This window comes from Mesorhizobium sp. M0292 (assembly GCF_040321695.1).
Taxonomy (GTDB): domain Bacteria; phylum Pseudomonadota; class Alphaproteobacteria; order Rhizobiales; family Rhizobiaceae; genus Mesorhizobium.
Genome location: NZ_JAMYSB010000045.1, coordinates 1 through 15,296 on the forward strand (window position 1 = coordinate 1; position 15,296 = coordinate 15,296).

General features: G+C 60.3%; 4 protein-coding genes and 3 pseudogenes. 1 reads left to right on the top strand and 6 read right to left on the bottom strand.

What is annotated here, in order from left to right:
* From NKI96_RS31935 to NKI96_RS31955, 5 genes and pseudogenes are all read right to left on the bottom strand, one after another.
* A pseudogene (locus NKI96_RS31935) lies at nt 1-112 on the bottom strand (transposase); the annotation flags it as partial.
* 181 nt (nt 113-293) lie between these two features.
* A pseudogene (locus NKI96_RS31940) lies at nt 294-726 on the bottom strand (carbohydrate kinase family protein); the annotation flags it as partial.
* A gap of 192 nt (nt 727-918) precedes the next feature.
* On the bottom strand, nt 919-1,110 hold the full coding sequence (locus NKI96_RS31945; protein ID WP_023679698.1) for a hypothetical protein: 192 nt from the start codon (nt 1,108-1,110) through the stop codon (nt 919-921).
* A 932-nt stretch (nt 1,111-2,042) separates the two neighbouring features.
* Nucleotides 2,043-4,577 (bottom strand): two-component system VirA-like sensor kinase, encoded by a 2,535-nt coding sequence (locus tag NKI96_RS31950; RefSeq protein WP_352807740.1) that lies wholly within the window; start codon nt 4,575-4,577, stop codon nt 2,043-2,045.
* 641 nt (nt 4,578-5,218) lie between these two features.
* Nucleotides 5,219-5,595 (bottom strand): annotated as a pseudogene (locus NKI96_RS31955) (type IV secretory system conjugative DNA transfer family protein); the annotation flags it as partial.
* Nucleotides 5,596-6,291: 696 nt separating this feature from the next.
* Here NKI96_RS31955 and NKI96_RS31960 point away from each other — a divergent pair.
* On the top strand, nt 6,292-14,676 hold the full coding sequence (locus NKI96_RS31960) for a Ulp1 family isopeptidase (RefSeq protein WP_352807742.1): 8,385 nt from the start codon (nt 6,292-6,294) through the stop codon (nt 14,674-14,676).
* A 424-nt stretch (nt 14,677-15,100) separates the two neighbouring features.
* Here NKI96_RS31960 and NKI96_RS31965 read toward each other — a convergent pair.
* Nucleotides 15,101-15,296 (bottom strand): hypothetical protein (locus tag NKI96_RS31965; protein WP_352807744.1); only part of this gene is annotated, 196 nt, incomplete at its 5' end.

Below are 15,296 nucleotides of genomic sequence, written 5' to 3' on the forward strand. Positions count from 1 at the left end.
GGAAGTGCACGTAGCAGCGTTGCCAGGCGGCTTCGGGGATCACCTCGCCGATCGCTGCCACCAGGCCGGCGTGATCGTCGGACACGACCAACCCGATGCCCTTGCTTTGACGGCAGCGCTGGCGGTCTTAACTTCAGTCTTGTCATGGTGGCGTTCCTTCGCGGCAATCGGTGACGTGAACAATCACCAGCCTGCCATGACCGCCCCCTCTCAGCGAATTTGCAGAACTCTCAGCACACTACCCCGACGTACTCACCCGGATAGTCCCGGCGATCCAGACGACCTGCTGCTGCCGTGCCGGAGCGGATCAGCTCGACGAACTCGTCGCGGTAGGGGTCGACGCAAAACGAATACGACAGCGTCATCGACACTTCGCGCCCAGCGGCATGCGCCAGCCGCGCGGTCTGCCGGATCGCTTGCTTGGCGCGCGGCGGGTCCCCCAGATAGCCCTCGAAATAAGTGACCTTGGTGCCCGAAGCCTTGTCCGGTTCGACATCGTCGGGCCGAGTTCGAAGCAGGCGCCGAGATAAGCGCTCGCCATCGGGCGTTACGAAGATCATCGAGCATGCCGTCGGTGGTTGTCCCACTAGCGGTTCGGTGTCGAAGGCGACGCCCTGGGCGTGGATGTCGTGGGCGTAGATCTCGCCGAGCGCGTCGTTCGACACCTGCCGAAGAAGCGGCGCGCCCGCCGAAGCTGCCTACGCCGGCGGCGGTGTTGCCGGCGCTGCATTGCCGATGCAAAGAACGTCATAGTCCGGCGTCAATGTCTCCGCTTGGGAACCCGCCGGCCTTCTTACCACGCCGGCCGGGCGCGGGTCTGGCAAGTGGGCTTTCCTTTTGCCAATGCGTTCGTTCCCGGCCCTCACGGGGCGGCGAGTCCCTGCCACCTGAGGCTACATGGCGGCCGTGGAGATTACCTCAGCAGCGGCGCCCGATCGGAAACCTCAGCACCTCCGCGCTTTGGCGTGGCTGCTTGAACTCTTCGACGGCAACCGCCTCAATCAGCAGATCCAAGGCTTCTCGGCCCCTTTGACTCATCGGGTCATCCCCACAAAGGTAGTCATACGCTCGATCTAAATGCCCTCGGGCGGCGGAAAAATCGCTTGTCATATCATAGAACCCTCTCCATCCGCCCGCATTGCCGTTTACGAGGTGAAGGTGGTGCAATCGTCAATATATACAGACAAATTTGAATTAAGTCGGTGATGATCATAGAGGTCGAGTCCCCGACCTGATAGCGCCATCGAGCCCGCCGACGACCACTCGCTGGCGCTCACGGGCGCGGCGCTGAGTAGTGAAGCGCCGTAAAATGTCGACACAGGCGTTGGTGAACTGGACCGAACGACGAGAACAGCCTATCCAGTGTGTTGTCGGCAGTTAGTTCGAAAGTCCTGCTACACCCGATCCGATGCCTCTCAACGCCGAGGCCGCACCTCCGTGCCGAAGCCGGCCTCCCCAATGGTGGGTCGAGCCTTCGCTTACCCCGTGCTTGCCTCACAGATCCGCGACCGAGAACCCAGCCTCATGCTCCCGCCCTGCCGGGGCCTAGGTCCATCAAGCATGAATGGAACACGTCGGAACCTGGGACATCGCTTGCCCGGCCGGGCGGCGATAGCCTTGTCGGGGCAGGCGAGGAGCCGTAGCCGAGTGATGAGCGCACAGGAGAGTCTGGCGTGAATGGGGCGATGATTGTCAAGCTTTGCTTTTCGTCAACCATCTTGCATGACCGATTGGCGACCATCTCCTCGCCCAGACCCTATATTACCCGTCGCCTGTCGCCGCCAGCGCGCAGTGACTTGTCAAGGATGGAGGCCCGCAGACCCCATCGCGCGGCGACTTGTCCTTGACGGTCACGAGCACTGCGGCAGGTTTGCTGTGGTCGGGGAGCCCTTCCTTGGGCGGAAGCCGACGACAGTGTTCGAGGGGAACTCGCCATGAGCCGGGTGCGCAGAGATCGTCCGACGCTCTTGTATTTGCTGGATCCCAGCCGGCTCCGCCTCCGATTGCCTCGGTAGCTCGGTAGCCTGAGCGCGTCGGCGGCATCATGCCATTATCATCCTACGGATTGCATGCTCCATCGTCCTGGACGAGACCGGTTTGGCTAGCCAAAGGACGAAGGTCTGATTACCAGATGTGATCGGCATGGGGTCGCTTCCACCAACGACGATGATGGGCACCGTCATCAGGGTGGTACGTACGGCTTCAGGCTGTCCTGGCCCGAGGGAAGTCGCTTGATCGAAAATTAGGAGGTCGGCTGCCTTCCCGCTCTCGATCCAGTCGCAAAGACTTTCGAAGGTCGCGAAGCCGACAGGCTTATAACCAAGCGCGGCGATCTTATCGTTGTAGATCTCCAACGCTGCTGGATCGGACTCCACGACTGCAATGATTTCTCCATTGCCAAGTGATCCATCGTATGGACCGGAAGCGCTATCAGCTCTGACCTGCTCCTCAGCGCAGGCCGGTAAGTAGAGATCGAAGCGTGTACCTCGGCCAACAGCCGAGGTGACGTCAAGGCATCCTGCGAGCGCGCTCACATGGCGGTCCACCGCAGCAAGACCCAGTCCGGTCCCGCCGACGCGAGAGCGCGTGGTAAAAAAGGGCTCAAAGATGTGCGGAAGCACCGAACTTGCGATTCCTTGGCCATCGTCGCTGATGGAGAGGAGAACGTAATCTCCCGGTTTCAAGGTGCCCTTAGCCACGGGCTTCGTTTGACAGACGTGAGCGCGAGAAACGCTAATCTCGACACGGCCCTCATTCAAGAGAGCCTCCGACGCGTTCTTGCATAGATTCATAAGGATTTGCTGTATCTCGGTCGGGCTGCCCTCGATCACCGTTTGCCACTCGTTGATCTTGAAGTTCAACTGAACATCCGCACGAAGTGTAACCCGCAGCAATGGCGCGAGATCCATTACACTCTCCGAGACGTCGAAAGGCATCGTCACGCGCTTCCGAGTTCGGCTTAGTGACAAAATTTGATCAATAATCAGCTTGGCTCGGTTGCTGGCCAAGATAATTTGGCCGATGTGGCCCCGAATTCTCGAGGGGCGGCGCACAAGACCTTTAGCCATCTCTGCGTAGCCGACTATTGCTCCTAGAACATTATTGAATTCATGTGTAACGCCGCTTGCGATTGTGCCGACCGCCGTCAGCCTTTCCGCATGCTCCCATCGACTCTCAAAAAGGTTACGTTCCGTGTGTACACGTTGCATTTCAAGATGGTTGCCTAAACGCACAGTAGCGCTCGCCAGAACCAGGAGGTCGTCTGTGGAGGGTGGTGAGCGATCTCCTTCAAAAACAAGGATACAAACCGCAGCCTGCTGATCGGAGGCCCTGCAACCAACAATTTGACAAACACCGGTAGTGCCTACGGCAGTCCGAACCACTTCCGACGCCGGAACGACGCGAAACACTGGCTGTTCCGGGTGTACAAGTGAGACGACTTCATGGATTAGCGTGGCGTTCCAGACGCGCATGCGCTTGTTCGCGACAAAGTACTCGGTATTCCTGCTGATACTCGGATCCACCAGAGCAAGCGCGCATTGATCTGCATCGAAAACGCATTGAATGAGTCTAAGCGCTGCTTCGGTGGAGAAGCGCCGCGAAGCCTTCGTTGCTTGACTGTCGATGAAACAAGCTTCGATCTCACTCATCGCCGCTTCAAGCTCTAACCGCCTTTCCAACCGGTTCGTCCGCACATGCAGCGTGGAGGCTCGAATGGTCGCAAACAAGCAGAGGCATATGGACACCAAGCCAAAGAAAAGTCGTGTACGCTGCGCTTGCGCGCTGGCGAAGCTGTAGGCTTTCAGATGTTCTCGCTCCAATTCGGCAGCCTTGGCGAACGTGTCGAAGGATGGGATCCGATTGACAGCGCGGTCCAACCTCAACATTGAGGACAGGATAGCGCGGCCCTCGCGGGCAACATCCTCCGTGACTTGGTCCTGGCTAGGAGGAAGTCGGCGGAGAGACTGATCGATTTGTAATGCGAGGCTGAATCCCGGTCTGGCCGAAAATTGAAGGATCAGATTGGAAAATTCAGGCCTGTTCGACACTCCCCCCCGAAGGCGATTAGCCGAGCGAGCAAAGCGTACCAGAGAGCTTTGCAGAAGCTCATTTTGCGCGGCCGAGGCCGAGATGGCAGCTTCTGTGTTTTCGAGGGAATTTTTGAGCTGTGCAACCAACCTGGAGTGCACCCCGGAGCTCTCATTGGGCGAGATCTCAACAAGGCGTTGGTAGTTTTGAAGGTTCCTTTTTAATGCTTGCCCGGTAGAAGCAACGGAACGGAAGTCCAATACCATGTCTGCGCGGGCGACGTCTCGCTGGAGCAATGCGTAGTTGATCTGAATCGTCCGCAGTTCGCTTAGGACCGCCTCGTTGATCTGGGGGTCTTGCCACTGTATCGCGACCAAGAGCGCGACCGAGGCCACTAGGGCCATTACAGAAGCTTTGTCGGAACTGAGCCATTTTTCCCAAACGAACGGCGTTTGATCCGCGGTGCGTGCCTTGCGAAGGTCCGATTTGAATTCTAGCTCCCCATCGCGTCGGTGTGCGGCCGGATGCTGCTGGAACAGGAAAGCCAAGTGTACCTCTCCCCTCAAATAGGCGGTGTAGACGCCGTTGCACTCTGCCCCCATGGCCCGCTGACCTTCCATTGATTCGCGGGCGTTTCGACCTCGACGGCGAGGCGGCAGCACAAGGCGGGCAACTGATCGCAGTTTTCGGAACTGGTCTTCCGAGAGATCATCGAAGGGGCATACAAGCGCACGCCTGCAGCAGCCGAGGATGATACCGGTCGGTCAAACGCAACTGGCGAGGGCCGGATCTGCTGTTGGCTGGCAGCTAACACTGGCGGGGCGGCGGCCTCAACTCCGGCGTGCCTAGAGCCGGCTGCTGCGAAAGCGTCCGACACGCTTCCCTTGGGGTCATCCCGTCCGGCGGGCATCCTTGGATCGCTGAAAAAAGACGAGGCGGCTTGATGATCCTGCCCTCGCTGAAGCACCTCGCGAAACCCCTTTTCCAGTCGCAGAAGCTCATCTGGACCGGTAGGCGGCTCGTCAGCTCGACCATCGAACAGCGGCCGGAGCGCCTCGGACACGTGCTGCTCAAAGCCCACTCGCCGGGCCTGGACCGCTTGCCCGTCTTCCAAGCCGGCGTCCTGCACCTGCGACAAAGCTGTTACACGGGATGGATTACTATTTCGCGGGTTCATACTAGCCTCACATCAAACTGTATCGTCAAAGTCCTGCGCCAATTCACACAGCGGGTCATCGAGTTGAGATTCTGCGGAGAGCGCCTCCTCTGCTCCCGTCAAGGGCGCCGGCTCCGGGAGGGCGCCTGTCTGGCTTTCAAAGATGCGTTTCAGAATGCGATCCGAAAATATCGCACCTTCCTCAATTTTAATGGTGGCAGACCTTTGATGAGAACAATCTCGTAGTCGTCATCGAGCAGCCGAACCTGTTCGGGACGCAATAGCGGTGCACCTTGATGTGAATTCTGAATGTTCCAATCGAACGTTCGCGCCTGGCCGTAGGAAATCGATTGGGCTTGAAATGTGAATCCACCGATAGCTTTGGAAATGTAGTTCGGAGTCTCGTCATCTACCTCGATGTTCCTAGAAGCGCGCCGGCAGCCCGGGCGGGGGGCTTGGGGTTAGACTGCCAGCGCACGCCACTCATAAAGAGCGGCCTCTTTTCGCGGTTCGGACACCCATAGTCAACCCGGCAACGTCTGGATGCCCGCTGTGCTTTTTGCAGAGCGGCGATGCCGGGCATATCGGCCGATCCTGTCTAGGATGGTGTGGCCACTCTCGTCGGCCGAGTTGATGCTCCAGCCAGTATCGCCTTGCCGACCAGCATGAGTTCGCCGTTAGCAATCCATCGTTGCGAGCCGAGACCGAGGTAAAAAGCGCGTGTTATCGACTATGTAGCTGACGCTCCCGCTGACGCAGGGTTCCCGCCATTGCCTCGAGGACTACCTCGAAATGAAATACCTCTGCACGGGCGGCATCTGAAGCATGGGCTTGCAGGGGCTCGCAGACCGGTAAACCAGCGAGCCATCTCCAAATATGTGAATTGTGGATTGCTCCTTGACGGGAGCTGAGGGGCGGCTCCGCAAGCCTTACGACGCTCTTTGCGAGCCGTAGCTGCCGAGCTGGCAAAAGGCCGGGCTACGTCGCGCCAGCGCAATCGGCGCGCAGAAAATTAGGCCTACCCGCTCCGGGACCGCGGACCTCGTCAGCTTCTCGTAAGTATGCCCGAGTAGGTTGCTCAGCTGATCTGTGGACGTGAGGCTAGCGTGAACCGGCACAAATTTGACCTATCCAATGTAACAGGTTGGCGGCAGGTGCAGCCCCCGGCAACTCAAGAGCAAGCGGCACAGGCCGGGCAAGAGGGCTTTGAGCAGCGCTCGGGCGAGGCGCGCCAAGCCGCTGCCCAAATTCCCGCCCCCGGCGTTCCGGCTCTGCCAGACCCGTTCCATCCTCATCCGTCTCAGGGAGACCTGAGCCTCATCGAAGGCGCGGCCCCATGGGAAGCGCAGCCCATGATGCAAGGGAGCGGACAAGAACACGCCGCGGCGCCGTACGCCGGAGGCAGTGGGTCGATGCTAGGTGCCTCGGTGCTGCAGCCGGGTCACTCAACGGCGCGCCATCATCATGCGCCGGATTCGTCAGTGGGTGATCTGAATCCTTCCGCACCGTTCGAGTTGCGTGACCATGCTCGTTCCCCCGTGCCGGCGGCGGTGCAGCCAGATCCTCCAGTAGTGGTCTCCGACGGTCGCGGCTGCAAGCGTCCTCTTTATTCCAACGATGCGACCGTTGTCGAAGGGCTGAGGTCACTCTACGCGGGTAAGGCCAAGGAGGAAACGGTCAAGCGCCATGTAAATTCTCTTTACGGCTTTGGTCGTTGGCTCTTTAAAAATAACAAGCCGGGATTTGCTGCTCGGCTTCACGAGGAGTCGCTGGATGAAGATCTCAAGGAGTACGAGAGCAGTGGTGGCTCCTCGACTGTGGCTGTGGCACTGCGTCGTCTCAGAGAGTCGGCGGGCGGAGTGCCAATGGTGGGCCGCGCTGTCCTGAATCCCGACCCTGCCGACGCCGTGCTCATCAAAGAGTACAAAGCGGCTCTCATCAAAGAGTACAAGGGAGCGCCTGCGACCGGGCCGAATCGCCAAACCATTCACGACTATGGAGCTACTCTTAGACGTTTCAGTGAATACCTGGTTGAAAACAACAAGCCGGGGATTGCGGCTCGGCTTCACGAGGAGTCGCTGGATGAAGATGCCAAGCGCTATAAGGACTCCAGTGGTGACCGGAGGATCATTGCACTAGCTCAACTCCGGAAGTTCCTGCCGTCCGCCGCACTCGGGCGCGAAATTGCCCTTGCTGCTCGTCCGGAAGACGCAGTCGGCATGGAGGCTCGTGCCATTGGGGACGCCGCTGCGCAGCACCGCGGGCCGCAGAAGGCATTGGGTCGGCCAGAGAAGCTCCCTGGGGAAGCTAATGAAGACGCCGCTGTTCTGCCATCGTCTTTCGTACCAACTGGGCACCATCACCAAGCCTCGGATCCCGCAGAGTCCTTTCGTCCCCTGATCTGGCGCGACGGCGACCAGCGCGCGCCGGACGAGCGGATCGCTGCACAGGACAGGAGCAACCTGCTACCAAGCGAGGAGGTGCCGCTGAGGCCACCGGAATTCGCTCCGCCCAGCTTGCGGGCGGAGAATTCCGCCTCGCCAGAGCTCTTTCCTGAGGGGATGTCCCCCGCGGTCGAAGGGTTTTTTGGTGTTTTCGGCGACCCCAGCGGGCGGGTGCTCGGCGCATTGCAATTGCTAGGCGACGAACATATCCACAGGGATTACCAGCTCCTGGAGCAGGAGTTGCAGGGGAACAATCCAGAACTCGCCGCCCGGACGCGGTTCGTGGATCCCCTCGTAGCCAATTATCATCTGCGCTTGGGCTCCGAGAGCGACAAGCTAAGCGCATTCCAGCGCATCGTCCATAATCAGAACGGTAACGACACAGCCGACTTCCTGTTCGTGCCAGTGAGCGATGGCGGTAAGACTCTTGCGGAGCGCGGCAAACATTGGTCGCTGCTGTTCGTTGATCGCAGCGACCGGGAACGGCCGGTTGCCTATCATTATGACTCCGTCAGCGGATGGCATGACAAGCTTGCAAAACACCTCGCAGAAAGGCTGGGCGCCAGCCTGGAGACCCGCGTGGACTTACCCCGCATCGCCCAGCAGAGCAACGAGTGGGATTGCGGAGTCTACGTGGTGGACGGCACGCGGGCGCTGGTTGGGCGATTGCAAAGATGGCAGCCAGACCTGCCAGACCTGCCAGACCTGAACCTCAACAACCTCGTCGTCAATCGGCAGGCACTACAAACCCGACTCATGGGTGACGATACATCTGGAACGGCAAATTATCTCACGAACTTTGAACTCATGGACCGACAGGCGCGAGACGCGGTTAAGGAAAGCCCCGTTGGGACGTTTCACCAGCGGATCAAGCGGCTCGGCCAGTCAGCGCGAGCGTTGCACGACAGAGCCCTGGCTCCAGTCGCGCCGGACCAAGGCAACCCAGACTCGGTGTTCGTACGGGACGTTGTTCCCGGGGAAACACGCCATCATCATGCGCCGGATTCGTCAGTGGTTGATCTGAATCCCCCCGCACCGTTCGAGTTGCGTGACCATGCTCGTTCTATGCCGGCGGCGGTGCAGCCAGATCCTCCAGTAGTGGTCTCCGGTCGCGACAAGCGTCCTCTTTATTCCAACGATGCGACCGTTGTCGAAGGGCTGCGGTCAGCACTCTATGCCGGTAAGGTCGGGGAGCGCACGGTCACGGACCATGTAAATTCTCTTCTCGGCTTTGGTCGTTGGCTCTTTGATAATAACAAGCCGGGATTTGCTGCTCGGCTTGACGATCCGTTGCTGGATCAGGATCTCAAGGAGTACCAGCGCGAGAGTGGCTCCTCGAACGTGGCTAGAGCACTGGGTCGTCTCAAAGAGTCGGCGGGCGGAGCGCCAATGGTGGGCCGCGCTGCCCTGAATCCCGACCCTGCCGACGCCGTGCTCATCAAAGATTACAAAGCGGCTCTCATCAAAAAGTACGAGGCAGAGCCTGCGACCGGGCCGAATCCCAAAACCACTCAGGACTATGCGGCTACTCTTAGACGTTTCAGTCAATACCTGCATGAAAACAACAGGCCGGGGATTGCGGCTCGGCTTTACGAGGGGTCGCTGGATGAAGATGCCAGGCGTTATTTGGACTCCAGTGGTAACCGGTGGATCAGTGCACTAGCTCATCTCCGGAAGTTCCCGCCGTACGCCGCACTCGGGCGCGAAATTGCCCTTGCTGCTCGTCCGGAAGACGCAGTCGGCATGGAGGCTCGTGCCATTGGGGACGCCGCTGCGCAGCACAGCGGGCCGCAGAAGGCATTGGGTCGGCCAGAGAAGCTCCCTGGGAAAGCTAAGCAGCTGAGCGAGATCGGCAATTCAGGCGCTCGCGTGCTGATGCAGGCCCCCACCCATCAAGTGGGTGCATTGCCATGGGAGGCGCAGCCCATGATGCTGGGGGACGAGCACCTGGCACCGCATACCGGAGGCAGTGGGTCGATGCTGGGTGCCTCGGTGCTGCAGCCGGGTCACTCAAGGGCGCGCCATCATGATGCGCCGGATTCGTCAGTGGTTGATCTGAATCCCCTCGCACCGTTCGAGTTGCGTGACCATGCTCGTTCTGTGCCGGCGGCGCCTGCCGGGCCAGCGTTCGCCAGGGCTGAGGAGACGCCCTCCGCGGTTGGCGAGGCCGCGGTGGCCGAAAGGTGGGCTCGGTTGCAAAAGCAAATGGACGAACCAGTGCATGATCCCGGCCCTCAAGTGGATACATCGCCATGGGAGGCGCAACTCATGGTGCAAGGGAGCGGACAAGAACACGCCGCGGCGCCCTACGCCGGAGGCAGTGGGTCGATGCTGGGTGCCTCGGTGCTGCAGCCGGATCACTCAACGGCGCGCCATCATCATGCGCCGGATTCGTCAGTGGTTGATCTGAATCCCCCCTCACCGTCCGAGTTGCGTGACTCTGCTCGTTCTGTGCCGGCGGCGCCTGCCGGGCCAGCGTTCGCCAGGGCTGGGGAGACGCCCTCCGCGCTTGGCGAGGCCGCGGTGGCCGAAAGGTGGGCTCGGTTGCAAAAGCAGAAGGTCGACGCTGATTTGTCGGGATATTTCGACTCGATTCCGCACGCGGACCTTCTACGATCGCCATGGGAGGCGCAACTCATGACGCAAGGGAGCGGACAAGAACACGCCGCGGCGCCCTACGCCGGAGGCAGTGGGTCGATGCTGGGTGCCTCGGTGCTGCAGCCTGGTCACTCAACGGCGCGCGATTCGTCAGTGGTTGATCTGAATCCCCCCGCACCGTTCGAGTTGCGTGACCATGCTCGTTCTGTGCCGGCGGCGCCTGCCGGGCCAGCGTTCGCCAGGGCTGAGGAGACGCCCTCCGCGGTTGGCGAGGCCGCGGTGGCCGAAACGCTGGCTCGGTCGCAAAAGCAGATGGTCGACGCTGATTTGTCGGGATATTTCGACTCGATTCCGCACGCGGACCTTCTACCATCGCCATGGGAGGCGCAACTCATGCAAGGGAGCGGACAAGAACACGCCGCGGCGCCCGACGCCGGAGGCAGTGGGTCGATGCTGGGTGCCTCGGTGCTGCAGCCGGGTCACTCAACGGCGCGCCATCATGATGCGCCGGATTCGTCAGTGGTTGATCTGAATCCCCCCGCACCGTCCGAGTTGCGTGACCCTGCTCGTTCTGTGCCGGCGGCGGTGCAGCCAGATCCTCCAATAGGGGTCTCCGGTCCCGACAAGCGTCCTCTTTATTCCAACGATGCGACCGTTGTCGAAGGGCTGAGGTCAGCATTGGAGAGCACGGTCAAGCGCCATGTAAATTCTCTTCTCGGCTTTGGTCGTTGGCTCTTTGATAATAACAGGCCGGGATTTGCTGCTCGGCTTCACGAGGAGTCGCTGGATCCGGATCTCAAGGAGTACGAGAGCAAGAGTGGCTCCTCGGACGTGGCTAGAGCAGTGGGTCATCTCAAGACGTGGGCGGGCGGAGCGCCAGTGCTGGACCGCGCCGCTGTCCTGAATAATCCCGACCCTGCCGACGCCGCGCTCATCAGAGATTACACAGCGGCTCCCATCAAAGAGTACAAGGCAGCGCCGACCGGGCCGAATCCCGCTACCATTCAGACCTATGGATCTGCTCCTAGACGTTTCAGTGAATACCTGGTTGAAAACAAAAAGCCGGGGATTGCGGCTCGGCTTCACGAGGGGTCGCTGGATGAAGATGCCAAGCGCTATAACAACTCCGGTGGGATCAGTGCACTAGCTCATCCCCGGAAGTCCGAACTCGGGCGCGAGCTCCCTGGGAAAGCTAATGAAGACGACGCTGTTCTGCCATTGTCTTTCGTGCCAACTGGGCCCCATCACCAAGCCTCGGATCCCGCAGGGTCCTTTCGTCCCCTGATCTGGCGCGACGGCGACCAGCGCGCGCCGGACGAGCGGATCGCTGCACAGGACAGGAGCAACCAGCTATCAAGCGAGGAGGTCCTCATCAACCGTGAGCATGATACAGCGGAGTTGAGACCAGCGAAGAGGCAAAGGCCCCTGAACAGTCGTCTGCAGGACGTTGCCACTGAGCCGCAGCTGAGCGAGATCGGCAATTCAGGCGCTCGCGTGCTGATGCAGGCCCCCACCCATCAAGTGGGTGCATTGCCATGGGAAGCGCAGCCCATGATGCAAGGGAGCGGACAAGAACACGCCGCGGCGCCGTATGCCGGAGGCAGTGGGTCGATGCTGGGTGCCTCGGTGCTGCAGCCGGGTCACTCAACGGCGCGCCATCATCATGCGCCGGATTCGTCAGTGGTTGATCTGAATCCCCCCGCACCGTCCGAGTTGCGTGACCATGCTCGTTCTGTGCCGGCGGCGGTGCAGCCAGATCCTCCAATAGGGGTCTCCGGTCGCGACAAGGGTCCCCTCTATTCCAACGATGCGACCGTTGTCGAAGGGCTGAGGTCAGCTTACGCGGGTAAGGTCAAGGAGAGCACGGTCAAGCGCCATGTAAATTCTCTTCTCGGCTTTGGTCGTTGGCTCTTTGACAATAACAGGCCGGGATTTGCTGCTCGGCTTGACGAATCGTCGCTGGATCAGGATCGCAAGGAGTACGAGAGCAGGGGTGGCCCCTCGGAGTACGAGAGCAGGGGTGGCCCCTCGATCGTGGCTAGAGCACTGGGTCGTCTCAAGACGTTGGCGGGCGGAGCGCCAGTGGTCGACCGCCCTGTCCGGAATCCCTACCCTGCCGACGCCGCGCTCATCAGAGATTACACAGCGGCTCTCATCAAAGAGTACAAAGAAGCGCCTGCGACCGGGCCGAATCGCGGTACCATTCAGGTCTATGGATCTACTCTTATACGTTTCAGTGAATACCTGCATGAAAACAAAAAGCCGGGGATTGCGGATCGGCTTCACGAGGGGTCGCTGGATGAAGATGCCAAGCGCTATGTGAACTCCGGTGGTAACCGGAGGATCAGTGCACTAGCTCATCTCCGGAAGTTCGCACCCGGGCGCGAAATTGCCCTTGCTGCTCGTCCGGAAGACGCAGTCGGCATGGAGGCTCGTGCCATTGGGGACGCCGCTGCGCAGCGCAGCGGGACGCAGGAGGCATTGGGTCGGCCAGAGAGGCCCCCTGGGAAAGCTAAAGACGGGCGGGTGCTCGGCGCATTGGAATGGCTAGGCGACGAACATATCCAGAGGGATTACCAACTCCTGGAGCAGGAGTTGCAGGGGAACAATCCAGATCTCGCCGCCCGGACGCGGTTCGTGGATCCCCTCGTAGCCAATTATCATCTGCGCTTGGGCTCCGAGAGCGTCATGCTAAGCGCATTCCAGCGCATCGTCCATCAGAACGGTAACGACACAGCCGACTTCCTGTTCGTGCCAGTGAGCGATGGCGGTAAGACTCTTGCGGAGCGCGGCACCCATTGGTCGCTGCTGTTCGTTGATCGCAGCGACCGGGAACGGCCGGTTGCCTATCATTATGACTCCTACAACGGATGCAATGACACGCTTGCAAAAGAGCTCGCAGAAAATCTGGGCGCCAGCCTGGAGACCCGCGTGGGCGTATCCCGCATCGCCCAGCAGAGCAACGTGGTGGATTGCGGAGTCTACGTGGTGGACGGCACGCGGGCGCTGGTTGGGCGATTGCAATCGCAGCCAGATAACCTGAACCTCAACAACCTCGTCGTCAATCGGCAGGCACTACAAACCCGCCTCAGGGGTGACAATACATTCGGAACGGCAAATAATCTTACGAACTTTGAACTCATGGACCGACAGGCCCGAGACGCGGTTAAGGAAAGCCCCGTTGGGACGTTTCACCAGCAGATCAAGCGGCTCGGCCAGTCAGCGCCAGACGTTGCTCCCGGGGACCCATTTAAATTTCAAAGTCTTGAGAGCAAGGGGGACGCCGCTGCGCAGCGCAGCGGGCCGCAGGAGGAATACAGTTGGCCAGAGTATCTCCCCCCTGGGAAAGCTAATGAAGACGACGCTGTTCTGGCATCGTCTTTCGTGCCAACTGGGCCCCATCACCAAGCCTCGGATCCCGCAGGGTCCTTTCGTCCCCTGAGCTGGCGCGACGGCGACCAGCGCGCGCCGGACGAGCGGATCGCTGCACAGGACAGGAGCAACCAGCTACCAAGCGAGGAGGTCCTCATCAACCGTGAGCATGATACAGCGGAGTTGAGACCAGCGAAGAGGCAAAGGACCCCGAACAGTCGTCTGCAGGACGTTGCCACTGAGCCGCAGCTGAGCGAGATCGGCAATTCAGGCGCTCGCGTGCTGATGCAGGCCCCCACCCATCAAGTGGGTGCATTGCCATGGGAGGCGCAGCCCATGATGCAAGGGAGCGGACAAGAACACGCCGCGGCGCCGTACGCCGGAGGCAGTGGGTCGATGCTGGGTGCCTCGGTGCTGCAGCCGGGTCACTCAACGGCGCGCCATCATCATGCGCCGGATTCGTCAGTGGTTGATCTGAATCCCCCCGCACCGTCCGAGTTGCGTGACCATGCTCGTTCTGTGCCGGCGGCGGTGCAGCCAGATCGCCCAAAAGTGGTCTCCGGTCCCGACAAGGGTCCTCTTTATTCCAACGATGCGACCCTTGTCGAAGGGCTGAGGTCAGCACTCTATGCCGGTAAGGTCGGGGAGATCACGGTCAAGCGCCATGTAGATATTCTTTTCGGCTTTGGTCATTGGCTCGTTGAAAATAACAAGCCGGGGATTGCGGATCGGCTTCACGATTCGTCGCTGGATCGGGATCGCAAGGAGTACGAGATCTGGGGTGGCGGCCCCTCGGCCGTGGCTGGGTCACTGGGTCGTCTCAAGACGTGGGCGGGCGGAGCGCCAGTGGTGGGCCGCCCTGCCCTGAATCCCCACCCTGCCGACGCCGTGCTCATCAGAGAGTACACAGCGGCTCTCATCAAAGCGTACGAGGCAGCGCCGACCGGGCCGAAACCCCGTACCGTTGAGGTCTATGGGTCTGCTCTTTCAGTCAATGCCTGGTTGAAAACAAAAAGCCGGGGATTGCGGATCGGCTTCACGAGCGGTCGCTGGATGAAGATGCCAAGCGCTATATGAAAACCGCTGACATCAGTGCACTAACTCATGTCCGGAAGTTCGCACTCGGGCGCGAAATTGCCCTTGCTGCTCGTCCGGAAGACGCAGTCGGCATGGAGGCTCGTGCCATTGGGGACGCCGCTGCGCAGACCGCGGCACAAGCTCATGGCCACGCAGGAGAGCAGGGACCCATCTCTCGAGCTCAACAAGTCGCGCCAGCGCCGTTTGAACGGCACTTGGGCAAGAAGCGTGAGGCCCAGGACGGACTGACGAGTACACTTGACAGGAGCAACCTCGTGAACAGCGGGGGCGTCATCATAAACAATGAACATTACACAGCGCTGTTGAGACCGGCGAAGAGGCAGAGGACTGATAATCCGCAAAGCCGCGCCATGGGGCGGCAACTGAGCGAAGCAACCACGACGTCCATCAGCCAAGCCTCCGATCAAGCCCGAGCGGACCTAATGGCTTCCTTCAGAAGCAGGGAGCGCTCCGACGCGGGGCGTTGAGCTCCATGGCTGGGGTCAAGCAGAACAGCTCTCTTGACGACAGAGGCGCTGATGCGATCTCCGGACCGGTAGCTCTCGCCGTAATTGATCAGGCTGGTACTGTTGGAAGGCTTGATCAGCCTCGTCACCCCA

Excerpts from the sequence above, each read along its gene's own strand:
- NKI96_RS31945 (WP_023679698.1), bottom strand. The coding sequence starts at position 1,110 with ATGACAAGCGATTTTTCCGCCGCCCGAGGGCATTTAGATCGAGCGTAT.